Origin of the sequence: Rhodopirellula halodulae (assembly GCF_020966775.1) — a bacterium.
Taxonomy (GTDB): Bacteria; Planctomycetota; Planctomycetia; order Pirellulales; family Pirellulaceae; genus Rhodopirellula; species Rhodopirellula halodulae.
The window spans coordinates 376,717-403,425 of the sequence record NZ_JAJKFV010000004.1 but is presented as its reverse complement, the minus strand read 5'-3'; the positions used below and the strand labels follow the sequence as shown (position 1 = coordinate 403,425).

General features: G+C 57.9%; 19 protein-coding genes. 10 read left to right on the top strand and 9 right to left on the bottom strand.

Going from position 1 to position 26,709, the window contains the following annotated elements:
* Positions 1-296: 296 nt before the first annotated feature.
* From LOC70_RS05405 to ilvB, 4 genes are all read right to left on the bottom strand, one after another.
* Positions 297-1,205 carry a sugar phosphate isomerase/epimerase family protein gene (locus LOC70_RS05405; protein WP_230252356.1) on the bottom strand — a complete coding sequence of 303 codons (909 nt, stop codon included), beginning with the start codon at positions 1,203-1,205 and terminating at the stop codon, positions 297-299.
* Positions 1,206-2,107: 902 nt separating this feature from the next.
* Positions 2,108-3,028, bottom strand: a complete 921-nt coding sequence (locus tag LOC70_RS05400; RefSeq protein WP_230252354.1) for a serine/threonine protein kinase — start codon at positions 3,026-3,028, stop codon at positions 2,108-2,110.
* Between the two features lie 3 nt (positions 3,029-3,031).
* Positions 3,032-3,973 (bottom strand): acetyl-CoA carboxylase, carboxyltransferase subunit beta, encoded by a 942-nt coding sequence (gene accD / locus LOC70_RS05395; RefSeq protein ID WP_230252352.1) that lies wholly within the window; start codon positions 3,971-3,973, stop codon positions 3,032-3,034.
* Positions 3,974-3,981: 8 nt separating this feature from the next.
* Positions 3,982-5,775: a biosynthetic-type acetolactate synthase large subunit gene (ilvB, locus tag LOC70_RS05390; protein ID WP_230252350.1), complete on the bottom strand. Its 1,794-nt coding sequence runs from the start codon at positions 5,773-5,775 to the stop codon at positions 3,982-3,984.
* A gap of 147 nt (positions 5,776-5,922) precedes the next feature.
* On the opposite strand from ilvB, the gene LOC70_RS05385 reads away from it, so the two are divergent.
* The 3 genes from LOC70_RS05385 (at position 5,923) to LOC70_RS05375 (ending at position 10,514) form a co-directional block, all read left to right on the top strand.
* Positions 5,923-6,381 (top strand): fluoride efflux transporter FluC, encoded by a 459-nt coding sequence (locus tag LOC70_RS05385; protein ID WP_230252348.1) that lies wholly within the window; start codon positions 5,923-5,925, stop codon positions 6,379-6,381.
* The gene (locus tag LOC70_RS05380) at positions 6,378-9,287 is read left to right on the top strand and encodes an exo-alpha-sialidase (protein ID WP_230252346.1); all 2,910 of its coding nucleotides are present in this window, start codon (positions 6,378-6,380) and stop codon (positions 9,285-9,287) included. Before LOC70_RS05385 ends, LOC70_RS05380 begins: the two co-directional genes overlap by 4 nt.
* A gap of 120 nt (positions 9,288-9,407) precedes the next feature.
* Entirely contained in the window at positions 9,408-10,514 is a 1,107-nt protein-coding gene (locus tag LOC70_RS05375) for a hypothetical protein (protein ID WP_230252345.1), read from the top strand.
* Between the two features lie 789 nt (positions 10,515-11,303).
* Here LOC70_RS05375 and LOC70_RS05370 read toward each other — a convergent pair.
* Complete coding sequence (locus LOC70_RS05370) at positions 11,304-12,641, bottom strand: hypothetical protein (protein WP_230252343.1); 1,338 nt, start codon at positions 12,639-12,641, stop codon at positions 11,304-11,306.
* Positions 12,642-12,857: 216 nt separating this feature from the next.
* On the opposite strand from LOC70_RS05370, the gene tkt reads away from it, so the two are divergent.
* Both tkt and LOC70_RS05360 read left to right on the top strand, forming a co-directional pair.
* Positions 12,858-14,909, top strand: coding sequence for a transketolase (gene tkt / locus LOC70_RS05365; RefSeq protein WP_230252342.1), 2,052 nt, complete (start codon positions 12,858-12,860; stop codon positions 14,907-14,909).
* A gap of 214 nt (positions 14,910-15,123) precedes the next feature.
* Positions 15,124-16,443 (top strand): adenylosuccinate synthase, encoded by a 1,320-nt coding sequence (locus tag LOC70_RS05360; protein ID WP_230252340.1) that lies wholly within the window; start codon positions 15,124-15,126, stop codon positions 16,441-16,443.
* A gap of 341 nt (positions 16,444-16,784) precedes the next feature.
* On the opposite strand, the gene LOC70_RS05355 is transcribed toward LOC70_RS05360, so the two are convergent.
* On the bottom strand, positions 16,785-17,213 hold the full coding sequence (locus LOC70_RS05355) for a DUF3859 domain-containing protein (RefSeq protein WP_230252338.1): 429 nt from the start codon (positions 17,211-17,213) through the stop codon (positions 16,785-16,787).
* A gap of 200 nt (positions 17,214-17,413) precedes the next feature.
* On the opposite strand from LOC70_RS05355, the gene LOC70_RS05350 reads away from it, so the two are divergent.
* Positions 17,414-18,604, top strand: a complete 1,191-nt coding sequence (locus LOC70_RS05350) for a serine hydrolase domain-containing protein (RefSeq protein WP_230252337.1) — start codon at positions 17,414-17,416, stop codon at positions 18,602-18,604.
* A 34-nt stretch (positions 18,605-18,638) separates the two neighbouring features.
* Here the strand turns inward: LOC70_RS05350 and LOC70_RS05345 are convergent, their stop codons facing one another.
* The 3 genes from LOC70_RS05345 to LOC70_RS05335 all read right to left on the bottom strand — a co-directional run bounded on the left by LOC70_RS05345 (position 18,639) and on the right by LOC70_RS05335 (position 22,946).
* Complete coding sequence (locus tag LOC70_RS05345) at positions 18,639-19,400, bottom strand: YggS family pyridoxal phosphate-dependent enzyme (protein WP_315857201.1); 762 nt, start codon at positions 19,398-19,400, stop codon at positions 18,639-18,641.
* 174 nt (positions 19,401-19,574) lie between these two features.
* Complete coding sequence (locus tag LOC70_RS05340) at positions 19,575-21,308, bottom strand: hypothetical protein (protein ID WP_230252335.1); 1,734 nt, start codon at positions 21,306-21,308, stop codon at positions 19,575-19,577.
* 99 nt (positions 21,309-21,407) lie between these two features.
* Positions 21,408-22,946, bottom strand: a complete 1,539-nt coding sequence (locus LOC70_RS05335) for an outer membrane protein assembly factor BamB family protein (protein ID WP_230252334.1) — start codon at positions 22,944-22,946, stop codon at positions 21,408-21,410.
* 124 nt (positions 22,947-23,070) lie between these two features.
* Between LOC70_RS05335 and arfB the strand changes: the two genes are divergently transcribed.
* The 4 genes from arfB (at position 23,071) to LOC70_RS05315 (ending at position 26,638) form a co-directional block, all read left to right on the top strand.
* Positions 23,071-23,499 carry an alternative ribosome rescue aminoacyl-tRNA hydrolase ArfB gene (gene arfB / locus LOC70_RS05330; RefSeq protein ID WP_230252333.1) on the top strand — a complete coding sequence of 143 codons (429 nt, stop codon included), beginning with the start codon at positions 23,071-23,073 and terminating at the stop codon, positions 23,497-23,499.
* Positions 23,500-23,615: 116 nt separating this feature from the next.
* Positions 23,616-24,350, top strand: coding sequence for a UvrB/UvrC motif-containing protein (locus LOC70_RS05325; protein ID WP_230252367.1), 735 nt, complete (start codon positions 23,616-23,618; stop codon positions 24,348-24,350).
* A 23-nt stretch (positions 24,351-24,373) separates the two neighbouring features.
* Entirely contained in the window at positions 24,374-25,819 is a 1,446-nt protein-coding gene (locus LOC70_RS05320; protein ID WP_230252332.1) for a sensor histidine kinase, read from the top strand.
* 135 nt (positions 25,820-25,954) lie between these two features.
* Positions 25,955-26,638 carry a response regulator transcription factor gene (locus LOC70_RS05315; RefSeq protein ID WP_230252331.1) on the top strand — a complete coding sequence of 228 codons (684 nt, stop codon included), beginning with the start codon at positions 25,955-25,957 and terminating at the stop codon, positions 26,636-26,638.
* Positions 26,639-26,709: the final 71 nt, after the last annotated feature.

Below are 26,709 nucleotides of genomic sequence, written 5' to 3'. Positions count from 1 at the left end.
AACGCAAAAAAGCGTGGCACAAATTGGAGATTCACCACCGAAGATGCGCGAGTCAAACTCAAGTCGCTCTATCCGCAGCATGACACATAGATCCGGAACGACCACTACGGATTGTCGCGGATCGCTCCGCGGTCCTGCGTTGGGCATAAACGGCGGGTCCGTGTTCCACTCCAACCAGTCCAACAGCCGAAGAGCAATCGCTCCGGTTATTACATTCGCCCGTGCAACAGCCGGTCTGCCTGTCCTACCAGGTGCGTTTCCCCCTTCTGCGATGTGGGACATCGCCGGCGGCCAGTTCACCCGCGGAGATGATTTTGCAAAACTTTCAGATCACGCTGCATGGCATGCAAATGCTGAGGAACCAAATCGGGATCCCGATGGTCCAGGTATTCTTCGTGCAGCGACACAGGGCAACGAAGGTCGCTGGTGCGGACCATCTCGAAGAACTTTGGGTTCACCAAGCCTTCGCCGAGCGGAACGTTCTCCACCCGATTTCCGTCCCAACGGTAGTCTTTGACGTACAGCATGCGGACGCGGGGCTGGATCATTTTCCAGGTCACCGGCCAGCTCATCCCGCCTTCGACTTGGGCGTGCCGAATGTCATACACGACACCGATGTGATCCGGTGAGATGTCTCCTAGGACCCGATCGAGATCCCAAATCGCGGCCCCCATGTATTGCTCGCCGGCATGGTTTTGATACAGGGCTTGAATGCCCACCTTTTCGCAGAACTCGGCCAGTTTTGCGAACTGACGTTTCCAACGGTCGAGTTGCAACGGGATCGGTTGGTTGCGATTGTATTTTCCATATCGCATGCGGAATCGTTGGATGCCCAGATCCGCAGCGGTCTTCAGAATCGTCTCACAGTGCGGATCGTCCAGACTGGCAATGTCCGTTGTGATCAACGTGATTTCCATGTTGTGAGCTTGCATCGAACGGTGCATGTCCGGCAGCTTCTCCGCAGCGTTTTCGGGCAGCACGTTGCCACCTTTGCGAACGGTTGCCTCGACGCCATCAAAGCCAGCCTCCGCCAGTTTCAATGCCATGTTGTCAAAGCTCATGGAGTTGAGCGGTTTGGTGAACACGCAAATGGGAAAACGCGGCGCGTCGCCGGTGTCGTCTTGAGCGATCAACGATGGCGTCGCAATGGTGGCGAGCGATGTGGCGGCCAAAGAACGGGCGAGGAAGTCACGACGGTTGCACATGAGGAGACCGAAGAAAGATGGGCACGTGGGGAGCGTTGATGGCGGGTGAGAGATCGGCGATGAATCACCGAATGGCCATCAGTCTAAAGCATGCGTTGCAGCCGTGTCGGGAACGAACCGCCGTGTCCGGTGGAACCGGACCTACATAGTGCGTGTCGGCCAAGAGTGGCCAACCTACGGGGGTGACGCGGAAGCGATTGTGGAACAGTTGTCCTCAACTGTTTGTGTGCCCGGGTTGGATCGCCGGAGAGCGTGAGGCGAATGGTGTGAGAGGCAGTGATGGTGCGTGGTTGCCGGGACTTTGCCTTGGTCCGGTTTACTGTTCGTGCGTTGGGTAAGGGCGTTTTTGTCCGGTGGAACCGGACCTACGGTTGATTGGAGGGTGACGGTGCGTGCCGGCCAGGAGTGGCCAACCTACGGGGGTGACGCGGGAGCGTTTGTAGAACAGTTGTCCTCAACTGTTTGCTTGCCCGGGTTGGATTGCCGGAGAGCGTGAGGCGAATGGTGTGGGAGGGAGCGATGGCGCGTGACTGCCGGGACTTTGCGTTGGTCCGGTTTACTGTTCGTGCGTTGGGCAAGGACGTTTTTGTCCGGTGGAACCGGACCTACATGGTGCGTGTCGGCCAAGAGTGGCCAACCTACGGGGGTGACGCGGGAGCGTTTGTAGAACAGTTGTCCTCAACTGTTTGCTTGCCCGGGTTGGATTGCCGGAGAGCGTAATGTGCAGGGTGCGGGTGAGAATGTGTGGTGGAAAGCTTGTCGTTTGCTTGGGCAAGAACGCTTTAGTCCGGTGGAACCGGACCTACACGGTGCGGTTTGGTTTACAGTGCGGCGGGCACGAAGGTTGTTTTCCGGTGGGATCGGGCCTACAGGCGAACCGGAGGCGACGGCGAAGCCGTTTCCTACGAGACGTAGGCGGAGTCGATGCCGCGCATTTGAGTGAGGAACTCTTTGATCGATGGCAGTCGATTGTCGACGTTGGGTTCGATCATACGTGTGATCACGCGAGCGACTTTGGGATGGATGTCGTCGCGACGTTCCAGGATCGGTGTGGCTTCTTGCGTGTCGTGTTGAAGCGCCGCACGTCCGCTGACGATCTCACCCTGCCAAGGGTGCTGGAAGGTCAGCAAACAGTAGAACGTGACCCCCAACGAAAACACGTCGACTCGTTTGTCCGTCGCACGACGGCGGACAATCTCGGGACTCATGTAAAGCGGTGTGCCGGTTCGGTTACCTGGAGCCATGAACGGTGGCGTCGCGGGAACCGTCAGCCCAAAGTCGATCAGGCGAACACCGGACGCGGTTGTTTCACCTTCCACCGGCGGTGTGCAAATGAAGTTGCGAGGGCAGACGTCGCGGTGGATGAATCCTTGTTCGTGGACGTAGGCCAGCGACTCGGCCATCTCGCGCATCAGCAGCATTTCTTTGCCGTCGATGACGTCACGTTTCTTGCGAACAATCACGTCTTGGATACCCGCACCGGCGATGTATTCCATCACCAGGATGCGTTGGTTCTTGGCCGTGATGCCGTGTTCGTAGGTCTTCACGATCAGCGGATGCTGCATCTGCATCGCGATCTCGCCTTCGGATGGTTTGTTCAGACCTTTGAAGCGATTTTCAAACAGCTCGTACTTCTCGGGGTCGAGGATTTTGACCCCGACGTTCTCTTTGCGTTCCAAGTCATAAGCAACGAAGAAGTTGCTCATCGTCCCGGTTGCCGCGGTACGAGAACGTTCAAAACGTTTTTCGACGTCGATCCGTTTCAGCGAACCGCCGCCACCGCCTTTGGAGAACGCTCCCTTGATGGAATCGAGCAGACCCATGGGTCATTTCCCACAGTAATCGATGGCGGTGGCGATTTCCGTCTTCAGCGATTTGCGGTGAACGATGCGGTCGATGTAACCGTGTTCCAGCAAGAACTCGCTGGTTTGAAAGCCTTCGGGCAATTCGATCCCGATGGTGGCCTTGATCGTTCGCGGACCGGCGAAGCCGATCAAGGCTTTGGGTTCAGCGAAGACCAAATCCCCCAACGAAGCAAAGCTGGCGGCGACGCCACCCATGGTCGGGTTGGTCAAAACGCTGATGAACAGACCGCCGGCGGAGTGATAACGTGACAACGCGGCGGAGACTTTGGCCATTTGCATCAGCGACAGAATGCCTTCGTGCATCCGAGCCCCACCACCCGAGGCGCTGATGATGATCAACGGCAGGTTTTGCTTGGTGGCACGTTCGACCAAGCGAGTCAAACGTTCGCCGACGACGGATCCCATGCTGCCCATGATGAAGGCACTGTCGGTGACCGCGAAAGCGACTCGTCGGGCGCGGATCATGCCGGTTCCGGTGAGCACCGCGTCGGTCAGTCCGGTGCGTTTTTGTTCGCCCACCAAGCGTTCGGCGTAGGCACGTCGATCGCGAAATTCCAGTGGGTCGAGCGGACGCAGTTGCTCGTTCATCGGTTCGAACGTGCCATCGTCCAGCACATGTGCGACACGTTCCCAAGCGCTGACGTAGAAATGGTGATCGCACTGGGGGCAGACGTTCAGGCGTTGCTGAACCTCTTTGTAGAACAGCGACGCCCCGCAGGAATCACATTTGCGCCACACGCCTTCGGGCACACCCTTTTTCCGATTGCCCGCTGTGTTGGGAGCGGGACGGTTGGGGGTGGCAGTGGCGGTGGCTTGCGATTCGGCGGCGGCCGATGACGGAGTGGGGGACGATTGCCCGTTCTTTTCCACGGCGGGGTTTTCCAATGCGGGTTCCATTTCCACGTTCGGGATCAGTCCAGGAGCATGTCGTCCACGGTCAAACCACCGGGGATCATCGGCAACACGTGTTCTTGGTAAGGCACTTCGACGTCCAGCAAGAACGGACCGTTGTAGTCAATCATTTCTTGCAGGGCACCTTCCAGGTCGGCTTTCTTTTTAACCGTGGCGGCACCGCAACCGTAGCCTTTGGCGATCTGCACGAAGTTCGGGTAACGGTCACTCGCGTACTCGAAGCGGTCCGCGGTGCTTTTGCCCTTGGCTTCGTCGTGGTGGATGGGACCCAAGTACGTGTGAGCGCGGTTGCGATCCATGAACCGGTCTTCCCACTGGACCACCATGCCCAAGTGCTGGTTGTTCAGCAACAGAACTTTCACGGGCAGTTCTTCGCAGAAGCACGTGGCGAGTTCTTGGATGTTCATCTGGAAGCTGCCGTCGCCATCGATGTCGATGACCAACGCACCCGGGTGAGCCGCTTGCACGCCCATGGCGGCTGGCAAACCGAAGCCCATCGTGCCGAGTCCGGAGCTGCTCATCCAAGTCCGTGGTTGACGGAACTTGAAGAATTGGGCGGCCCACATTTGGTGTTGGCCCACGCCGACGCTGACGTAGGTTTCGCGATCCTCGGTCAGCTTGCTGAGCGTTGCGATGGCGTGTTGTTGCAAGATCCCATCGAACGAGTTGTCGTACTTCAGCGGGTACTTGGCTTTTAGATCCGTGCAGGTTTTCTGCCAAGACTCGATTTGCGGGGCTTCCACGATTGGGTTGAGAGCTTGCAAGACCTGCTTCACGTCGCCGCGAACGGGAATGTGGGCTTGTTTGTTCTTGTTCAGCTCGGACGAATCGATGTCAACGTGGATGATCTTCGCGTCTTTCGCGAAAGCTTCCACTTTGCCAGTCACTCGGTCATCGAAACGCACGCCCAATGCGATCAGCAAATCGCAATCTCGAACGGCGTAGTTGGCGTAGGCGGCACCGTGCATACCCAGCCAATCCAGCGAACGAGGATCATCCGGTGACACAGCACCCAGACCCATGATGGTGGTCACGGTTGGGATGCCGGTCTTTTGGATCAATTCGCGAAGCTCTTCGCTGGCTTCGCCCGAGATGATCCCGCCACCGGCGTAGATCACGGGACGACGAGCCAGTTTGATCGCGGCGGCCATCTGTTTGATGGTTTCCGTGGCGACCACGGGAGGAGCCGGGTTGTAGCCGGGCAGATCCATCTCAGGATCCATGTCCACGGGGAAGTTGCCCAATTGAACGTCTTTGGGCATGTCCACCAAAACCGGTCCGGGGCGACCGCTGGTGGCCACGTGGAAGGCTTCCTTCATGACGCGAGGCAGGTCCGCCAAGTCGGTCACGAGGTAGTGGTGTTTGGTGATTCCGCGGCAGATTTCCACCATCGGGGTTTCTTGGAACGCGTCGGTTCCGATCGCACCCGTGGGGACTTGGCCGGTGATGCACAGCATTGGAATGCTGTCGAGTTTCGCGTCCGCGATGGCGGTCACCAAGTTGGTCGCACCGGGGCCGCTGGTGGCCATCACGACGCCAATTTTACCCGTGCTGCGAGCGTAACCTTGCGCGGCAAAGGCACCGCCCTGCTCGTGGCGAGGCAGGATGGTGCGGATCGAATCGCCGTATCGGGTTAGGGCTTGGTGCATCGGCATGCTGCAGCCACCGGGGTAGGCAAACAGCACTTCCACGTCGTGATCGACCAACGATTTGACGAGGACATCGGCTCCGTTCATCGGTTGCTGGTCGCCTTTCGCGGCGTTGGCGTTGGAAGAGCTCGAAGCGGTACTCATCGTTGGTTGACTGCTGGGGACGGAGTGGGATTCGAAAAGCGTCGAAATGGACCTTGCTTCGGTCGCGAAAAACTTCCGAAGCTAGGACCTTCCAACGTAAATTCCTCAGCCCTTGCTGGCAATGGCGAAAACGCGGAACTGACCTCAATGACCCACGTTTCAGACCTGCTTGCGATTGCCCTGGGAGGCTCCATTGGGGCGGTGATTCGCTACCTGATCACGTTGGCGGTGGTTTCTGCCCCGCTAAGCGGATGGCTGACACTGCACGGATCAGTCGGAACGACGCTGGCGAACCTGCTGGGGTGTTTCGCGTTGGGCGGAATTTACCAGTTCACGGAAATCTGGCTGCAATCCGAGAGTCTCGCGGGGACAGATTGGTTCGCATCCTCTTGGGGCGTTTTCTGGACCCATCCGCGAACGCTGATGGCGATTCGGATCGGTGCCCTGGGGAGTTTGACCACGTTCAGCACCCTGATCGGCGAAACCGCGATTTTCGCTTCGCAGGGGCGGATGCTGGCCAGTTCGGTGCTGCTCGGGACCAATGTGGTGGTCGGATGGTGTCTTTTTTGGGCCGCCGCGGCGGTCGTTCGGAATCTCAGCTCATGATCGCGTCTGTTGTTTCCATTCCGATCGGAAATTGGCCGTTGCGTTTGGTGCCTCTGATCGCAGCCCTGCTGGCAGGCTGGATGGCCGGGACCGCTCAAGGCCAGACCATGCCCGGGTTCTACCGCGCGTTTGGCAACACAGGCGTGGCTCGCGTTAAATCGACGATCGAGCCCGATGACTCATTCGATTTGCCGGCCGCCTACGTCGACTCCGCCCAATTCGCGGACGACGCCAGTTTGCACGCGGTTTCGGTTTCGCCCGATGGACGGCACCTGATTGCGGTCGGTGATTGGGGCGTGATCGTTCGCAGCGAGGATGCGGGAAAGACTTGGCGGAATGTGAATTCCGGAATCGAAGCGATGCTTTGCGACGTGCGTTTCCTGAACGAATCTCGAGTCGTGGCCGTCGGCGGCGGCTACGAACCGGTGACCGGACTCAGTCGTGGCGTGGCGGTGGTCAGTGATGATGCGGGGCGAAGTTGGCACCGTTCCAACGCGATCGACGCGACGAAGCTTTACCGAATCGCGATTCGCAATGGGTTTGATGCGGAGCCATTGCCCGCCGGAGTCATCGAGGCCATCGGAGACGACGCCGAGTCATCGGGCGTGAACCGATTTGTATCCATGGATGGCGGACTGACGTGGCAACCGGATGCCGCACAGTCGGCCAAATCCAAATTGGCGATGAGAGATTGGTTGCGACGAGATGTTTGGATGCAAGACTCCGCCGAACCGAAGCAAACCAAAGGTCGTGAGCAAAGCGACGGATCGAGCGATGCGAGCGGGCGAACCTGGCGAGTCCGTGTCGGAACGCACGGGACAATCGAGCGTTCGGAAGACGACGGGGCGACTTGGTACGCCGTGCGAGGTTCCGATCGGCATGCCGCGGTCCTGTTTGTGGCAGCGTCGGAGAAATCCGTGCCTTGGTCACTGATTGGCCGCGAAACGTTGGAGGCTCAGCAACGAGCCGTGTTGGTCTTGGACCAGTCCGAAACTTCACCGAGCGGCGAGCTTCGCCGTTTGGGTCGATTGCGAAATGCGGCCATGCGATTGGGAGTCGCGGCGACACTCCGAACCGCATCGGCGGATTGGATCAACACCGATGAGGAAGCGCCCGCCGCGATCCTGCGAACACACCGACCCGCGGTGGTGGTGCTGGACGAGAACCTGCCGGCCGAAACCCGGGACGCGTGGGTACGTGCGACAATGGACGACGGCAATTTCGGTTCGTCACCGTTTGGAAGCATCCGGCAAAGACGACGTCTCTATCAAAGCAAGCTGCAATCGAGCGAAAACGTCGCGTCGTCGCGAGCGGTGGTTCTTCGCAGTGACGCGTTGCTTTCCAAGCGAGCGGTCTTGGCCGGCGACTTGGCTTTGGACGCCATGATGTTGGTCACACCGCAGTTGGTGGTGCCCGCCAGCGTGGAAGTGTCACCTGTTCCAGGAACCTCGACGGAGCTGCGTCGTGACTCAACGTTGACCGGTGGATTGGTGTTGGCTGACGGTCAAAGGATGGAAGCGTCCAAGGTGATCAGTGCCAGTCGCCGACGTTTGCAAATCGCGACGGCTCGCATGAGCCAACTCGGACGATTGAAAGAATTGATCGAAGAACCGCAATTGCGGAGCAAAGATCTGACGACGACTTTGGGAGTCTTGCTGCCGCGAACGGCGTCGGAGGATCGGACTCGTTTGCTGTGGTGGTTGTGGTTGCAAGTTCGCGAGCACGCTGTGACCGTTGGCGGAAGTCAGGCGGAGCTGGATCGTTGTGAACAGGTCTTGCTCGAAACCATGTTGGACGCGGTGCCGAGTGATCCGGTGCGACGTTGGGCCGATTGTATGTTGGAAGCTCGTCGGGAGAGCTTCGAACGCTCGGTCGTGGCGTCCAAGCAAAAACGACCCCAATGGCTCGCGTTTGCGGGTTCGGCTTCGCCATCCAATGCATCCGTCAACTCCTCAGACGGCGATTCAGGCGAGCAGGGGGCGATGACGGACGTGGCCACCACGGAGTTCGGCGGCGGGGCATCCGGTGAAGTGCAGTCCAGCGGTCTTTGGCAGGCTCAATCGTTGTCGCCTTTCGCGGTGAAGCCGGTGACTTTCGAGTCGGCGATGTCCAATCGAGGCAGCGGGAATACGGAGGCCGCTTCGGCGGACGTACTCGGGAATGCGCTGCCGAGCTTGCCTCCGATGACCCAGCGAACCAATTGGGAATACCATCCGATCGTGATGGCGGCTCGTCGAATTTCCGCCGTGGGTGACGAATCCATGGCGGTCGACGCTCATGAAGGTGGCGAAGCGTTGCAATCTCCTCGGCCGAGAGCATCCAAAGCGAGTTCGCTGCCACGAGTGGCATCACGCCCGCGTTTAGACTGTCAGTTGCAGGATGATTGCTGGCGGGATGTGGCCTGGCAACGCACCGATGACGTGGCGTTCGCGATGGTCACTGATCAGGAGTACTTGTACGTTGCCGTGGTCCATCCGGGGGCTTCGGCGGGCGAGTTGCCGCAAACCTTTTCGTTGTGGTTGGATGGTGATGGTGAGTTGCTGTCGTCTTTCCGGTTTGAATGTCATTCGGACGGCCAACGAAACGCGTCGGTGGATGGCTCGGTCGAATGGAAGCCGACTTGGTATGCGGCGCTGAGTGGCTGGAGTCAGGCAGAAACTGTTGACGCGTCGCCAACGGAGACCAGTGCGGGGCCCAGTGCTGGACCCAGCGTGCTGGCCGAAATCGCGATTCCGTTGTCGGAGGTGCTGCCTCGCGATGATGGTTTGCGAGTATCGAATCAATTCGCCGTGCGGGTTCGTGCGGGAAGCAATTCGGATGCGACGACCGGGCCGCATTGTTTGGCCTCGGATTCTCAAGCGATGCCCGATCCGCAACACTGGCGTTTCTACGGCATGCCTCGCTGAGCGTCTCGCGAGTTGAACGATTTCCCGATCGATGGGGGACGCTTGTGATGGATGGTGAAGGCTGCCGCCGCATCGGTAATTGAGCCGCCGCGGTTGTTCCCCTGTCATTTGAGTCCGGCTTTGTCTGATCCTGCTGGTTCGAGTCCCTCCGGCGACTCCGTCAAAACCTTTTCGCGTCCACCCGAGGAGCCTCTCTTGGCTCGCGTTCGCACGTGGACGGATGTGATGCCGTGGTTGCGACTGGTTCGCGTGGCTCGATTGGCCGGCGCGCCGGTGTGGTTGTTCCTCGTTGCGATGGTGGATCTGGTTTGGCGATTGGGGCTGAACGGGTTGACCGTGACTTTTGCGGATGCTCCCGAAGCGGCTTCGGACAGGACACAGGCGTTGTTGATCCATGAGTCGATGCCGAAGGTGGATCCTTGGCAGACGTCGACGACACTGAGCGATCTGGTCTGGTGGGTGAGCGGCCGTGGCCCTTCTTTCTCGCTTCCGTGGCAGTCGTTTTCGTTTTCGATGATGCGTCCGGAAGTGTTGCTTTGGACGGTGGTCTTGTGGACGCCGGTCGTGATGGTGTTGTTGCGATTGGGGGTGTTGCTGACGGCGGGACGCGATCTGCCGGGGTTCGTTGAGACGTGGAAGATCGTCGGCCAGCGTTTGAAGTCAGCCGTGGTGATCTCGGTGTTGCCGGGGGTCTGTGCTTTGCCGTTTGTGCTGTTCATGTGGCTGGGGGATGGATTGGCGACAGGAGAACGCAAGCACTGGGAGTGGGCGTATGCGTTGGCTCCATTGGCCATTCCCGCGGCATTGATCGTCGGGTTGTTGATGGCCGGGGCGAAGGCGGCGATCCCGTTCGGATTGGCGGCGTTGGTCAGTCAGGAGAAAGCCGACGCGATGGATTGCCTGAGCCGAGGTTACGAGGTCACGTTTCGACGGTTGCCGCAGTTGTTTCTGCTGCTCGTTCCCGCCGGTGTCTTGGTCGGGATTTTGAGTTTCGCTTGGTCATGGGTCGCGGAGGCAGCGTCGTCGTCGATGGGCAACCCGGTGTGGCAAGCGTTCCTTGCTCGGGTGCCGATCCTGGTTGGCATCACGGTTGGATGGGCGATGGTTGGCGGTGTGTATTTACTGCTGCGCCAGTTCGCGGGTGGTCAAGAAGTGGAAGACGTGTGGGATGGTCCCAAGCGGGCACCGTTGAACGTTCCCTCGGTGAAGCGACACGCGTCAGTGTAGAACCGTTGTCCTCAACGGTTTGCGTGCCTGACGTGATTCGTCGGCGAAGCGTGGCGCGAATGAGTGAGGGGCAAACAATGGAACTTGGCTGCCGGAGCTCCGCTTCGCTGCGGTCCGGCCTACGCTTGGTGTGGGGGAGGAATGTGTTTTGGCGTTGTTGTTGTCGTTTGGGTGAGAGCGTTTTCGTCCGGTGGGACCGGACCTACGGGGTGGCGAAAAAATGTAGAACAGTTGTCCTCAACTGTTTGCGTGTTGAGGTCGGGTTGCTAGGAAGCGTGACGCGAATGGGTGAGGGGCAAACGATGGGGTGTGGCTGCCGGAGCTTCGCTTCGCTGCGGTCCGGCCTACGGTTGGTGTGGGAAGGGGAGTGTTCCGGAGTTGTTGTTGTCGTTTGGGTGAGGACGTTTTTGTCCGGTGGAACCGGACCTACGGGGTGGCGAAAAAATGTAGAACAGTTGTCCTCAACTGTTTGCGTGTTGAGGTCGGGATGCGAAGAAGCTCAACGCGAATGGGTGAGGGGCAAACGATGGGGTGTGGGTGCCGGAGCTCCGCTTCGCTGCGGTCCGGCCTACGGTTGGTGTGGGGGAGGAATGTGTTTTGGAGTTAGTGTTGTCGTTTGGGTGAGAACGTTTTGTCCGGTGGAACCGGACCTACGGGGGTGTGTCGGCCAGGAGTGACCAACCTACGGGGGTGGTGCGGGACCAAATGTAGAACAGTTGTCCCCAACTGTTTGCGTGTTGAGGCGACGTTCCGAAGACTGCCAACACGCATGGTTCGGTGGCTTTTGTCTCAGAACATGCCGCCGGGCGAGTGCGTTGGTGGCTGCACATGATGGGAGCCGGGTTGATATTCCAACTTCGGTGCGGTCGTTGCTGGGGCACCTGGGGGCATCATCGTGGGTGTGGGGTAGTTCCAACCGGAATGGAATTGTCCCGAGTGCCCGCCTGGGTTCGATTTCGTTGGCGTGTCCGCGCCAACCGTTCCGGCTCGCAAGGCATCCAGCAACGCCTCGATTTTCAGGTGAACGCCGAACGTGGTCGACACGATCAGCCCCGGGCGATTGTTTCCGCTGGATGGCAGGGGAGCCATCGTGCCGACTCCGCCAAGTGCTTCCCACGTGTCGGGTTCGATGGAGGTCTGAAGGGTCTCCATGGCTTGACCCAAAGATTCCGTCATTCCGGTCGCTTCCAGGTAGTAAACCCGGTTCAGCAACTCATCTTCCGCGTCCGTCAGGGTGGTTACCAGCCAATGACCATTGCGGAACTCAAGCGTCAGTCCGTGGTCGCGCAGAATGTCGGACATCGCGGAGGCGAACTTGGCGTCGCTGATTCGTGCGGACACGGGAACGTCATCGGACAAGCCTTCGCCTTCCAACGCGAAGACATCGATGGCGATGCGAGATCCGATTTGCTGTCCGAGCATCGAGACCGCGTCCTTCAGTGGGACATCTTGGCCTTCGAAGGAGACGAACTGTTTCAGGTCCGCTTCAATTTGTTTGGCATCCTCCATCGAAATGTCCGCCCATCGGTCAGTGGCGATGCCTTGCCGGGCGAGTCGGGTGAAGTCGGCAGAGATGGACAAACCAGACTCGGTCAATCGAAACTTCAGGTTCAAGGGCTGCAGAGCATGCGTCAGCGCCACACGAAGCGGTGTTTCTCGGGCGAGCAATCTCACCGTCGTCGATGACGGTGTGATCCCGGCAATCCGCATGGCGTCCTGGTCGATGGTGGTGGGAAGCTGGAATTCGTCGCGCAGAAAGTTCGGCAGCGCGTTCAGTTCCAGCTCTTCTTCGAACTCCGCTTGCTCGTGCAATCGTTGCTGCAGAGACATTGCCCAGTCGTGCTGCATTTCTTGAATCGCGGCATGTTGCGGATGAAAACCAGGTTGGGCTCCAGATGGCTGAAGGTGCGGGACCGGAGCGTTTTGAAACTTGGGAGCTTGGAATTGGGGCGTTTGCGACTGCGGAACTTGTGGAGGCGTTGGGTAGGTTTGGGCCGCGGAGTACGTTTGAACGGGAGCTTGGGCCTGGGTCGGCAACTCCAGGAAAAGGGCGCCCAGTACCGTTGTGGCCGCCAGTGCACACAGAATCTTCATCAAGCCATTTTGTTGGCTGTGGAAGCTACGCATCGAAATCTCCCTGCGAAACGTGGGTATGGGGGCCTCCGGTCGAGCGACGGGGCCGAGAAAAGTCGTGGGACGATGGGGGGATCGGCTCGATTGTACACCGGTGGCGGGAGCAAAATGGCGGTCTGGGGTGGGGGATTGCCCTCGGGGCTTTTGTTTTTTGGGCCTCGTCGGTACGCTTTCGGGGTCTGAAATTTTGCTCCTCTTACACCGCCTCGCGTGCCGATGACTGCCACCTCCACTGACATTCAAACTCTCGCCATCGACACCATCCGCTGCCTCAGCATGGATGCTGTGCAAACCGCCAACAGTGGTCACCCTGGCACGCCGATGGCATTGGCTCCGATCGCCTACCAATTGTTCCAAAACACGATGGATTACGATCCGGCCAAGCCACATTGGCCCGGCCGCGACCGTTTCGTGTTGTCTTGCGGTCACGCCAGCATGCTGCTCTACAGCACGCTGCATCTGGTTGGTGTGAAAGCGACCGATCGATATGGCAAACCCACCGGCGGCGAGTCGATTTCGCTGGAGGACATCAAGAAATTCCGCCAGATCGGCAGCGTCTGTGCGGGGCATCCCGAGTACGCCGAGGCGGCCGGGATCGAGACCACGACCGGACCTTTGGGTGCCGGCGTCAGCAACAGTGTCGGCATGGCGATGGCCGAAAAATGGCTGGCCGCCAACTACAACACCGATGACCTGACGCTGTTCAACTACAACACCTACGCGTTGTGCAGCGACGGCGACTTGATGGAAGGCATCGCCACCGAAGCCGCCTCGATCGCGGGTCACTTGAAGCTCGACAACCTGTGCTGGTTGTACGACGACAACAACATCACCATCGAAGGCGACACCGACCTGGCCTTCAGCGAAGACATGGGCAAGAAGTTCGAAGGCCTCGGTTGGAACGTCGTCAACGTCGACGATGCCAACGACATCGATGCCCTCGGCAAAGCCATCGCGAAATTCCAGGCTTGCAGCGACAAACCCACCCTGATCATCGTTAAGTCGATCATCGGTTACGGGGCACCCAACAAGCAAAACACTCACGGTGCCCACGGAGCACCTCTTGGTTGGGACGAAGTCGCCTTGGCGAAGAAAGCCTACGGGTTGCCTGAAGACGAAAAGTTCTATGTTCCCGATGGCGTTCGCGAACACTTCGCCGAAGGCGTTGGCAAACGTGGTGCAACCGCATCGAGCCAGTGGGAAGACGTTTGGACCAAGTACCAAGCCGCTGAACCGCAAAAGGCTGCTGAACTGAAAGCCATGTTCGCCGGTGAATTGCCCGAAGGTTGGGACAAAGACATCCCCGTTTTCGAAGCCGATGAAAAAGGCGACGCCACCCGCAACAGCAGCGGCAAAGTTCTCAACGCGATCGCCAAGAACATCCCCTTCATGATCGGCGGCAGTGCCGACTTGGCTCCTTCGAACAAGTCCGATCTGAAGTTCGAAGGTGCGGGCGAATTCCTGCCCGGTCAATACGCGGGCCGCAACCTGCACTTCGGAATTCGCGAACACGCGATGGCCGGTATCGCCAACGGTTTGTGCTTGTCCGGTTTGCGTGGCTACGCCGCAACGTTCTTTGTCTTCACGGACTACATGCGGGGTGCGATGCGATTGTCCAGCATCATGCATCAACCAACGCTGTACATCCTGACCCACGATTCGATCGGCGTCGGCGAAGACGGACCGACTCACCAGCCCATCGAACATCTGACCGCTTGTCGTGCGATCCCCGGATTGAATGTCTTCCGTCCTGGTGACTCGAACGAAGTGGCCGAATGCTATCGCACCGCGATGCAAATCAACGACCACCCCAGTGCGTTTGTTCTGTCGCGTCAGAACATGCCCACGCTGGATCGCAGCAAGTACGCGTCGGCCGCCGGGTGTGCCCGCGGTGGTTACATCCTCAGCGATTGCGAAGGCACACCAGACGTGATTCTGATGGGCAGCGGCAGCGAATTGTTCATGGCTGTTGACGCGGCTGAAGCGTTGACCGCTCAAGGCAAAAAAGTTCGCGTGGTCAGCATGCCTTGCATGGATTTGTTCGCCCAACAAGACGCTTCCTACATCAACGAAGTCTTGCCACCAGAAGTCACCAATCGCGTCGCTGTCGAAGCGGGCATTCAGATGAGCTGGGACCGTTGGATCGGTTCGCAAGGCAAGTTTGTTGGCATGCACTCGTTTGGTGCCAGCGGACCTTACAGCGCCGTTTACGAGCACTTCGGCATCAATGCCGACTCGGTGGTCAAAGCGGCCAACGCCTGATCGCGAACGTTCGCGAGGTGACACCTTGGTGATCCCGCCGCCACGGATTGCGGCGGGCACGAGGAAGCCAGCGAGCCACGTGACAAGATTGCATTGAATCAAAGCCAGCATGGGCTGGCTTTTCTATTTTTGATCCTGTGCGATGTGCTGAATCCCGAGCCCAATGCTCGCGGATCCGAGATCGCAACGACCCTTTTTACCGAAAGAAAATCCCTTGTCCGGTACTTGTGTCATTGGTCTGCAGTGGGGCGATGAAGCCAAAGGCAAACTCGTCGACTTGCTGGCACCTCAGTTTGATTGGGTCGTTCGTTATCAAGGCGGAGCCAACGCCGGGCACACCGTGGTCGCTGGCGACGAAACCTACAAACTGCACCACATTCCTTCGGGGATTTTGCACAGCGACGTTCAAAACGTCATCACGCCGGGCGTCGTGATCAACCCGACCACGATGTTGCAAGAAATCGATGGGCTGCAATCTCGCGGGATCGATGTTTTTGAAAATCTGAAGGTCAGCGAGCGGGCTCACCTCGTGATGCCTTGGCACATGATCGAAGACGCGACCATCAACGCCACCGCGGTGCGAGGCGAATCGATCGGCACCACCAACCGAGGAATCGGTCCCTGCTATCGAGACAAGGTCGGACGCACACACGCGATTCGCATGATCGACTTGATCGAACCTTCACGCGATGAACGGATCTCGACCGTCGCCACGCAGAAACAAGCATTGCTGAAGAATCTGGGTGCTTCGGAAGAAGAACTCGCGTCGATCGCACCTGAAAAGATGGTTGCCCTGGCGGCGTCTTGGGCCGAGCGTTTGGCACCGATGATTGCCGACACGACCGACATGGTCTTGGACGCCGCAGAAGCCAACCAAAAGATGTTGTTCGAAGGTGCCCAAGGTGCTTTGCTCGACATCGATCACGGAACCTACCCGTTTGTGACTAGCAGCAATTCATCCGGAGTAGGCGTGTGTGCCGGTGCCGGTGTGCCACCGAAATGGATCGATCAAGTCCTGGGTGTTTGCAAGGCTTACAGCACACGCGTTGGTGGCGGTCCGTTCCCGAGCGAGCTGGAATGCGAAACGGGTGAAAAGATCCGAACGCTTGGCAACGAGTTCGGCACCACGACCGGACGCCCACGTCGTTGCGGATGGTTCGATGCCGTCGCCGTTCGCTACACGGCTCGTCTGTCCGGCGTCACCCGTTTGGCGTTGATGATGATGGACGTGTTGGCTCATTTCGATGAGCTCAAAGTCTGCGTCGCGTACGAGCTGGATGGTAAAGAGATTCATCGTGTGCCAGCTCACGCGGAACAGCTTCGTCGTTGCAAGCCGATCTACGAAACGATCCAAGGTTGGAACACGCCGGTTGATAACGCTCGTTCAGTCGATGACTTCCCGCCGCTCGCGTTGTCCTACGTCAAACGCATCGAAGAATTGGTGGGCATCCCCGTTGGCGTGCTCTCCGTCGGTCCCGACCGAGCCCAAACGATCTTCACCGAAGAAGCCCAAGCCATGGCGTTGGAAGTTTAATCTCAGCTTGGATCGTGTTCTCCAGCGGGTCTCGAGAGACAACTTCATAGTAGAACATTTGTCTCAAATGTTCGGTGGTGAAGTCGCCATTGTTTCGAACGTCACGCGCGTGTGAAATATCCACCGTGCGAACGCTTGCTGCACCTTAGCGGAATGGCGCAAGCCATCCGATGCCGCAAGTCGATTCATCTCACCGGATGACTCGCGTTCTTTGGCGAGGCGATTTGCGATTGAGCTTTTGCTTGATTGCGACTTGGGCGGAGAATTGGTGTTTGTTCCGGAACAGTTGGGGACAACTGTTCGACTCTGGGGAGCGGGACCGGATGGCTCGCGCCATGCCGCTACGTCGAAGACGCTTCGTCTTCCTCTGCCGGGACAACGTCGAATGTCTTTTCCGCGATCACGTTGTCGTCGATTTCCAGCCACATCTTCCACGGTCCGAGCTTGTCATCCAGCGGCAGCCAGATCGTGTCGCCGAGATAAAAATTCCAGTCATTGGTTTTGATGTACACGCTCCCGTCAAACGGAGCCCGCGTTTTTCCGCGGTCGTCTTGGATCCCAGGATGGTCGATGCAGAAGAACATCTCTTGGTTCTTGGCACCCTTGATGTTGACGATGAACCCAAACTCAATGTCAACGCGAGCGGGGATCGTGGTGGTGCTGTGAATGAATCGCGGCAAGTCTTTGGAGCCACTTTCCCATTTGGAGTGAATTCCAAAGGTTCGCATTCGGACTTCCAGCTTCTTCTTCGCCAACGATTTGTCTCTCAAAATTTCCAATCAAGCGGGAACGCCACGAGCGGCCACCGACAACGACACCATGCCACAATTCGTCGAGGCTGAAAATCCCTCGCCCAAGCGACGCGAACACGCCGCCTCGATGGCGAATAGAATGCTCGCTGCGTCCCATCGCGAATGATTGATCGAGGCAACGATGGGGCGGAATTCAACAACAAAACGAAGGCGAAAAGATGCATTGGATGAAGGGTGTATTGGCAATGAGTTTGGTCACATCGGCGATGACATGGAGCGATGGCCAAGCGGCGGAGCCCGAGATTCCCGCGATCTCGCAAGCGATGCAGTCATTCGTCGAGGACAAAGAAATCGCGGGCGCGGTCACGCTGGTTGTCGGTCCCGACTCGGTCGAACACGTCAACGTGGTCGGTTTGTCCGATGTCGAAAAAGAAACGCCGCTGCAACGCGACACGATCTTCTGGATCGCATCCATGACCAAGCCGATCACCGGTGCGTGTGTGTTGATGATGCAGGACGAAGGCAAGTTGTCGGTCGATGATCCGATCACAAAGTACTTGCCTGAGATGCAGCAGCTGAAGATGAAAGATGGATCGCCGGTCACGATCACCATCCGTCATCTGATGACGCACACATCGGGAATGAGCGAACTGCCGGGTGGAAGTGCCTACACAGCACCAACGTTGGAAGCGGTCGCGAAGGAGTATGCGAAATTGCCGGTGATGTTCGAACCAGGGAGCGAGTGGAAATACAGCCAAACGGGAATCAACACCGCCGCACGAATCGTCGAAGTGGTCTCGGGAATGAGCTTTGATCAGTTCGTGAAAGCACGCATCTGCAAGCCGCTCGGTATGAAGGACACGGCGTTTTACTTGAACGCGGATCAGATGAAACGACTGACGAAAACCTACCGCGTGATGCCCGCCGACCAAGACGGCCCCAAGCGATTGGAAGAAGCGACCATTCGGATTTTGTCCGGCGGAACGGCGATGAACCGCGATCGCTTTCCCGCTGCCAACGGTGGCCTGTTCTCGACCGCAGATGACTACGGGAAGTTCTGTCAAATGCTCCTTCGCGAAGGACGCGTCGGCGATCAGCAACTGCTCTCGACATCGGCGGTCGAGCAAATGCGGATCATTTGCACCGGCGACATCGTGACTGGGTTCACGCCGGGCAACGGTTGGGCGATTGGTTGTTGCGTGGTCCGCGAACCGCAAGGTGTAACGAAGGCGGTGACACCGGGAACGTTCGGCCACGGTGGGGCTCATGGAACTCAGGCTTGGATTGATCCGGCCAACCAAGTCGCGATGGTGCTGATGGTCCAGCGAGCCAACTTCCCCAATTCGGATGCGTCCAAAGTGCGGCAAGCCTTTGGCGAAGCCCTGATGGAATCGCTCAACCGCGAATGAGTGTGCCTGCGTCAAGCTATCCGGCTGAGCGTTCTCAGCCGGTTGGGAGCACGCCTTGGAAGAATCGCGTTCCGATCCGAATCAGCGTCGCACCTTCCGCGATCGCAGCGGGGTAGTCGCCGCTCATGCCCATCGAAAGCTCGGGCAATTCAATCGCAAGCTGGTTTTGAATCCGATCGCGAATCTCTGCTAATTTCGCGAATTGTCGGCGTGCGGCGTCCTGATCGGTGCCCCAGCCCGCCATCGCCATCAGCCCGCGAATTTGCAAGCCTCCGGTTTTCGGTTGCGGCAGATCTTGCCAGTGTCGCAAGATGGACTCGAGTTGATTGACCGGCAATCCCGTTTTGGCTTCTTCTTCGCTGATGTTGACTTCGATCAAACCTTCGATGCTTCGAGACTGCAACGTGCATTCTTGGTGCAAGGCGTCGAGCAAACGTTGGCTGGTGATCGCATGGATCATCGGGTTGGCAGGAAGTAGCCGTCGAACCTTGTTGCGTTGCAAATTGCCAATTTGATGCCAGCGGATTTCGGGGCGAGCAAGCGCTTCAAATTTGCTTTCCAGCAACTGTGGTCGATTCTCACCCAAATCATGGCACCCGGCGTCGACCAACCAGCCGGTGATTTCCGCATCGACGTACTTCGTCACCCCGACCACGCGAATTTCACTGGTGTCCCGACCGCACTGCTTCGCAACTTCGGCGACTGATTCTTGCACCGAGTTCCAGTTGTCCGCGATCAGACGTTTCGCAGTGGCTTCGTCACAAGCCATCTGCTGTTTTGAAATTGGAACTGCCATGGTTGAGTGGGAAGGTGGAAGGGCCGCAGAAGCAAAGGATGGGCTGAAATAATGTCTTCCCAGTGTCGTACCAAAACTCAGCTACCTTTCACACTGTGGTCCTGTGGTCCTGTGGTCCTGTGGTCCTGTGGTCCTGTGGTCCTGTGGTCCTGTGGTCCTTTCCCCTCTCCTCCCCTACGCGATGATGCTGCGGCGGTTGTTGACGTAGTCCCACAAGACAAAACGATCCAGGTTTTTACCGCTGGTGAAGAACACTCGACCGCGAGTCGATTGGGCCATGCGGTAGGCGAACCGGATGTCTTCTTCGCTTTGCGACCAACTGGGGATCAAGAAGATGTTGATCGTGATGCCCTCTTTCGCACAGAGTTGAGCTTCCCGCATTGTGGCCGCTTCCGTTTGCGGATCCGGTGGATACAGCATGTACAGCCATTCGCCTTCGAAGTGAGCGGTCGGCAGCCCGTCGGTGATCAACACAATTTGCCGATTGGGCGTGTCGCAATTGGCGAGGTTCTGACGTGCCATCTGCAACGCGTGTTGGATGTTTGTGAAGTGCGGATGGATCTCGTGTTCGCTGATGTCCGGGTTGCTCATGTCACATTTCAGACGAACCCAAGGATCGTGAATCGTGACATGTTTCGGCATGCACTCGATGATCTCGCCCGGCGATCGCAATTTGGCGAACGTGTACATCTCGATGAACTTTAAAAAGTCACCGGGGTATTCACTGTTGATTAAACCTTGCAGTGCCAATGCCATGCGTTTGACGTTGATGTATTGGCCCTCGTAACGCATCGATCCGCTCATGTCCATGATCACCGCCGTGGCGGCTTTGGGGTGATTGCGAGTCTTGTGCACCACAATGTCATCACTGTGCAGACGCAAGGGGCGCTCGTCGGGTTGACGTAGCAACGCGTTGATGATGGTTTGCGGCAAATCCAAGTTGGCAATGCTATCGCCAAACTCGTAAGGTTTGGTTTGCTGAAGTTCCACCGCGCCTTCGCCAACCACGTCGCCTTCGTGTCGTCCCGTTCGAGATGGATCCAGTTCGCTGAAGATTTGTTCCAGCAGCCTGCCTTGGAAAATCTTGTAAGCCTGTGGTGTCAGTCGAAATCCTGAGCCGTCGCGATTTCGTTCGAGGCCCTGACGCTCGGCTTGCTCCCGCATCATGTTTTCAACTTGGCGACGCATCTCCTCGAGTTGCTCCATGTCGCCCGGTTGAGCGAACTCGCTGAGCATCTCCATGTCGATCAAACCGATTTGAGCGGTCTTTTCGGCTTCGGCGAGTTGCTGCAAAAGCTCGTCGATCTTTTCGAGTTCCTCTTTGATCTCGAGAGCTTTCGGAATCGACATCGATTCGTTGCCGGTGAAGTCATACTTCGTGGCGAGTTCTTCGATGTTGTGTTTGTCTTCCATCGCCGAACCGGTGGCGAGCAATCGACGAGCGAGTTCCCCGTTGTCCCCATCGGCTTGGTACCACAGACGTTCGATCATGAACGGTTGCTCTTGATTGATCGCCATGCGGAAGAGCTTTTCCATCTTGGCCGGCGGATGAACCTTTTTGGCGGCTTGATGAAATGCTTTGCGAGCTTTCTTTTGCACGCCGTGTGTTTCGTAGGTTTCCAGAATTTTCCGCTTGCGATCCTCCAGCAAGGCTTTCAAAAAATCGATGCTGGGACCGAGTCCCGCAATCTGACTCGGATCGAGTTTGACCGCGTTGGCGAGCTGTTCTTCGGTCAACTCTTCGAAGTTGCCGTACATCAAGGCTTGCTCAAAGGCGGGCGACACCAAGTCCGGCGGCGGTTGACTGGGCGGCGGAAAGGCGACCGGGTCGTACTTCTGATAGGCGTGAATCACCCCGCCGACGGGATCGTGCCGATCGTTGGACAATTCTGGTTCTGATGAGGACATGTCGACGGATCGGCCAAAGGAGGTGTGAGAAGTCGCTCGGTCAAATTTGCTTGCACACAGTTTACGACGCTGCAAAGCGACCCGTTCGGTGAGTAGAACTCAGTTTGATTCACTACCGGGTTGAATATTGCCGGGCAACGAGAGGCACATCACATTTTGGTCGCCACGCACCAGCATTTGGTTGCCGACGACGACAGGTGCGGACCAGCATGGGTATTGCAACGCAGGCCGATCGCCCGCGGATTGGTCCAAGTTCCAAACAGCAATTTCATCGTATTGTTCCGAGTTGGGGCGAACGATGTGCAGCGGGCCGGTTTCTTTCAGCACCAGCAGCACATCGCCCATCAAGGTGGCGGTGCTTCGGCGACGTTCCAAAGCCGACCATTTGACCTTGCCGGTGTCCAGCTCAATGCATCGGAAATCGCTGTCGGGGGCGTTGCGGCCGCTGCAGGCAAACAGGTGCCCTTCGTGAAGCACTGGCGTGGACATGTGAGACCGCAGGGCTTGGGAACGTCGTCGTCCAACGGGATCCACCCAAACGGGATCAAAGCTGGCGGTCCCGTCGTCGATCGAGATTTCATAGTACGCGGCGCCCGCGTCGTAGCACTCACTGATCAATACGCGATTTCCTTTCACCACGGGGACCATCGCGTTGACGCTCTCCAGGATGTCCGCGCGGTGATAGATCTTGCCCAGCGATTTGCCGCCGACGGGATCGATCAACCACAAGTGATCTCGGGCAAACATCAGCAGGTAGTCTTTGCCATCGATCGTCATCGTTCGGGGGCTGCTGTAGCTGGCAAGGTCATCGCCACATTTCCAGATCTCTTCGCCGGTGTGCCGATCCAACGCCACCAGCAGACTGCCATTAGGAACTGCTCGATCGAGGCGTCCCGGCGCGAGGTTCTGTTGTTCCGTCGGACTGCCACCGACCATCACAATCACCAGTTGATTGAGCACCAACGGAGACGATCCCACACCGAAGAAATTTTGAACGACGTCGTATCGCTCGTTCATCGAGATCGACCAGAGAGGCTCTCCGGTTTCGCAGTTCCATGCCGCGAGTTCGCCCGCCACGCCGTAGGTGAAAATGTGGACTTCGCCGGACCCGTCGCCAACCTTCGCGATGGTCGGGCTGCATCTCGGTCCGGTCTCGTACCCGTACATATCGCGGTAGTTCAGCGGATACTCGCGCGTCCAAAGGGTTTGTCCATTGTCCATCGCGATTTTTCGCAAACGTTCGTTGCCGTTGATCGCATCGAAATGAAAATAGGCTTTATCGCGAACCACCCCGATGCCGTAGCCGTCACCCACTGGCAGCGTCCATTGGCAAGTCGGCTCATCCGCCCAATTTAAACTCGCGAATGACGCGGGGGCGTGATCGGTCAATGGAGCCTCGCCCGAAAAGTCTCGATTCAAAAACCGAGGCCAATCGCTTTGCGTCATCGGCTGCTCGCTTGCCGCGAAAGATGCGGTGCCGTCGCCGGACGTCGGTGTTTGCGAGCGGACTCGGACGGTCGAGATCCCAATCACCGCGACCGCGATTGCGATGCAAAACGCGGGGCCGGTTCGTTTCGGGAAGAAACGAGACAGCGAGCCATTGGCGAAGACGGTTGCGCGAGAGCGGCTTGATTTCATCAGCGAACTCAAAATCCAAATCAGTAATACAGCATCAGCGGTGTAGCCTCGTTCCCACGTCGGGCGTTCGTCGGCACGTTGTGATGCTAGCACGAGTCAACAAAGCATTGTAGAAACACAGGCCATGCCCGATCTGCACGTCACCAGCCGTTTTGTCATTGCCGAGTCCGAATTGAACTGGTCCGCGTCACGCAGCGGCGGGCCTGGCGGACAGAACGTCAACAAAGTCAATTCCAAGGTGACGTTGCGATGGAAGCCCGAAACGCAAACGGGATTCGACGATTCGTGGCGAAAACGATTCGTCACCCAGTTTGGGACGCGGATCAACAAAGAAGGCGAGTTGGTGCTGCACAGCGAAGCGACACGCGACCAGTCGCGAAATTTGTCGGAAGTCCGCGAGCGATTGGTTTCGATGCTGTTGGGTTGTCGGCTGCCGCCCAAAAAACGCAAAGCGACCCGCCCCAGTTTGGGCAGTAAGAAACGCCGATTGGAAGGAAAACGCCAGCAATCGGAGAAGAAACGTCGACGCCGCAAACCAGGCTGGGACGATTGAAGGTTCTCGTCAGCGAGGGCCCTGTTATACTGGGAGCGGTGCCCAGTCAGGATGGATGGCAGGAACTGGGATCGCCACGGACTTTTCTGACTTCATCCGAAATGACACCTTACTCCATGAAGCGTGCTCGGCATCTCGACGATCTCCTCCAGAATTGGGAATTTGATCCCAGTTCGCTCAACGTCCGTCTGATCAAAGGCGGCGATAAACGAGACGTCATCCAGATGCGAGTCGACATGGGCGTCCTGCAACTGGAAACCACCGGGCGTCCCGACGGTGAGCTGATCGAGGGCAGCGAATCGTACCTGCAACACTTGCAAATGGTTCGGCTGGAAAACCCCGATTACGAATTGACCGATGAGGACTGCAACGAAATCGATCGCGAATTCATGCAGTTCTATCATCGCCGGATTTGCTGGCTGCGTTTGCAATTCTATCACCGCGCGGTGATGGACGCCGATCACACGTTGCGATTGATGGATCTCTGCGAAGAGTTGTCCGAAGATCCCGAGTGGATTTCGTCACACGAACAGTACCGCCCGTTTGTTTTGTTCCACCGAACACAAGCCGAAGCACTCGGCGAGTTGGAAGAGAACACACCGGAAGAAGCCATCCAAGCCATCAACCGCGGACTGGAAACGTTGCGTGCTTTCTTCGTCAAACACGAGGCCGAAGAACACTTTGACGAAGACGAATTGATCGTGCGGTTGGTGGACCTGCGTGAATCGCTCCGCAACGAGTATTCCGTCGGTCAAACGCTTCGCGAACGACTCGATGCGGCGGTGCAAGAAGAGCAATACGAGTTGGCAGCCAAACTGCGAGACGAATTGACTCGCCGCGAAACGCACTGAGACCCGTTCGGCCGGAGTTCGCTATGCCGCTGATCGCGCCCGCACCGCTTGGGTCATCGACTTGGTTGTTGCAATTGCGAACTTTCGCGATCGTCGGACAACTCTTCACGATCTTGTTCGCGCGTCTGCTGACGCCGACGTTGTTGCCTTTGGGGGCGTTGTTGGCGTTGGTGGTTTTCACGGCAATCACCAATGGTGCTTATGGTTGGTGGCTGGCCCGAACGGAGCGACGTCGGCAAAGCGAGCCGCAGTCAACACGCGAATATGAATCGCTCAGCGGACATGGATCGTTGGTCGAGAAACGGACGGTCGGGATCTCGCCCGATGGATCTTCGGTTGCCGATTCAGATGCCACGGTTCAACTGGAAACGCCATTGCAGTTGGCTTTCGTGTTGATGGCGATGGACCTGATCACCTTGACCGCGATGCTGTATTTGACCGGCGGTGCGGACAACCCGTTCAGCTTGTTTTACTTCGTCAACATTGCCGTGGGTGGCGTGATTTTGACCGCGCCACTGACATGGACACTGACCGGATTGGCGATCCTTGGGTTCGTGGTGTTGCTGGTGGATTCGCGGCCGGTCGCTGGGTTGACCATCACCCCGCAGCAGTCGCCGGATTGGATGATCGCGAATTTGGATTTGCGTGATTGCGGCATGTTGCTGGCGTTTGTGACCTGTGCGACAGTGTTGACGTACTTCGTCACTCGGATCTCTCGGCAATTGCGTCTGCGTGAACGGGATCTGCGACGCAGTCAATCGGAACGAGCCGATGCGATGCGATTGGAAGGCTTGACCACGTTGGCCGCGGGGGCTGCTCATGAACTTGCGTCGCCGCTCTCGGCGATCGATGTGGCCTGTCGGGAATTGACGCGGCACTTGGAAGCCATTCCCAAACCAAAGTCGGTCGACGAAGACTTGTCGTTGATCGATGGTCAATTGCAGATGTGCCGGCAAATTCTTTCACGAATGCGAGCCGCTTCCGGTGACACCGCTGCTCAACGTTGGAACCGGACGACGTTGGGGGATCTGATCGACACGGCTTTGGAAGGCATTCGTGACCCTCACCGAGTCGAGATCGTCGAAACCCCAAACGATGATTCGTGGGAGGATCAGCCTCTCTGGTTGCCGGAAGAGGCCGTGGCTCAGGCGATTCGAAACCTCATCCACAACGGTTTGGATGCGAGCGAGTCGTCTCAGAGTGTCGCGGTTGAACCGATCGTGGACCATGACGCCGTGCGGCTGCAGGTTCGTGATCAAGGATTGGGGATGTCCGGTGAAGTGATGGACCGGGCTGGCGATCCATTCTTCACGACGAAAGAACCCGGACGAGGAATCGGGCTGGGGTTGTTCCTGACTCGCAACGTGATCACACGATTGGGTGGATCGCTGACCTTTGACAGCACGCCCGGGGTGGGCACGGTTGCAACGGTGCGATTGCCGCTGCCAAAGGATGGCAGCTCCGTCTGAGTGAGCCCTCGCCGTAGGAGTTGGATCAGATTGACGCACCTGGTCCGGGTCTGAATCGCGTCGACCGGCTGCTATACTGCAAGTCACGGTTTCTTTGCCCAGGATCGTTCTATTCGCCCAGGATCATGGTGCCCCATGAGTTTCTCTGACCCCAGCAACAGTAACGCCAGCAACGGTGGTGACGGCGTGCTGCCGTATCCCACGCCATCCGAGGTCTGCACGTCGGAAACGGTCGGGGCGGAGAGCATTCTGTTGGTCGATGACACGGTCGTGTTGCGTGAACGCATGGCGGTGGCGATGCAGAGTCGCGGATTTCGCGTGCTGACGGCGGGCAATTACGACGAAGCCGTCGCGGTCTTCAGCCAGTCACCGACCGATTTGGCCGTGTTGGATTTGCGAATGCCGGGACGCAGCGGTCTGGATCTGCTGCGGCGTTTGTTGGAGATCAAACCGGATTGTCGCGTGTTGATGCTATCGGGGTTCGGCAGTATTCCCGCCTCGATCGACGCGGTTCGCGCGGGCGCGGTGAACTTTCTCAGCAAGCCCGCTGACACGGACGACATCTTGTCCGCCTTCATTCGTGGCGAAGGCCAGAATGTGCCCGAAGGCGGGTTGGCTTTTCCCGCACCGTCGCTGGCACGCAATGAATGGGAGCACATTCATCGGGTGCTTTCGGATTGTGGAGGGAACATCTCCGAAGCCGCACGACGTTTGGGGATCCACCGACGGTCGCTACAACGCAAGCTTCGCAAACGAGCACCGGAAGACCCCAAGACACCGGGCGCGGACGACGTGTTTGAAGAAGGCGACGAGGACTGAGTCCTTTCACGTCGACGCGGTCGTGTTACAGAACTGAGACAAAAAAAAAGAACCCCGCACGCTGGTTGCAT

Bases quoted from the DNA above. Each gene is read 5' to 3' on its own strand.
- LOC70_RS05340 (WP_230252335.1), bottom strand. From the start codon at position 21,308: ATGTCCTCATCAGAACCAGAATTGTCCAACGATCGGCACGATCCCGTC.
- LOC70_RS05370 (WP_230252343.1), bottom strand. From the start codon at position 12,641: ATGCGTAGCTTCCACAGCCAACAAAATGGCTTGATGAAGATTCTGTGT.
- arfB (WP_230252333.1), top strand. From the start codon at position 23,071: ATGCCCGATCTGCACGTCACCAGCCGTTTTGTCATTGCCGAGTCCGAA.
- LOC70_RS05345 (WP_315857201.1), bottom strand. From the start codon at position 19,400: ATGGCAGTTCCAATTTCAAAACAGCAGATGGCTTGTGACGAAGCCACT.
- LOC70_RS05350 (WP_230252337.1), top strand. From the start codon at position 17,414: ATGCATTGGATGAAGGGTGTATTGGCAATGAGTTTGGTCACATCGGCG.
- LOC70_RS05325 (WP_230252367.1), top strand. From the start codon at position 23,616: ATGAAGCGTGCTCGGCATCTCGACGATCTCCTCCAGAATTGGGAATTT.
- ilvB (WP_230252350.1), bottom strand. From the start codon at position 5,775: ATGAGTACCGCTTCGAGCTCTTCCAACGCCAACGCCGCGAAAGGCGAC.
- LOC70_RS05385 (WP_230252348.1), top strand. From the start codon at position 5,923: ATGACCCACGTTTCAGACCTGCTTGCGATTGCCCTGGGAGGCTCCATT.
- LOC70_RS05315 (WP_230252331.1), top strand. From the start codon at position 25,955: ATGAGTTTCTCTGACCCCAGCAACAGTAACGCCAGCAACGGTGGTGAC.
- LOC70_RS05320 (WP_230252332.1), top strand. From the start codon at position 24,374: ATGCCGCTGATCGCGCCCGCACCGCTTGGGTCATCGACTTGGTTGTTG.
- LOC70_RS05335 (WP_230252334.1), bottom strand. From the start codon at position 22,946: ATGAAATCAAGCCGCTCTCGCGCAACCGTCTTCGCCAATGGCTCGCTG.
- LOC70_RS05380 (WP_230252346.1), top strand. From the start codon at position 6,378: ATGATCGCGTCTGTTGTTTCCATTCCGATCGGAAATTGGCCGTTGCGT.
- LOC70_RS05405 (WP_230252356.1), bottom strand. From the start codon at position 1,205: ATGTGCAACCGTCGTGACTTCCTCGCCCGTTCTTTGGCCGCCACATCG.
- LOC70_RS05400 (WP_230252354.1), bottom strand. From the start codon at position 3,028: ATGGGTCTGCTCGATTCCATCAAGGGAGCGTTCTCCAAAGGCGGTGGC.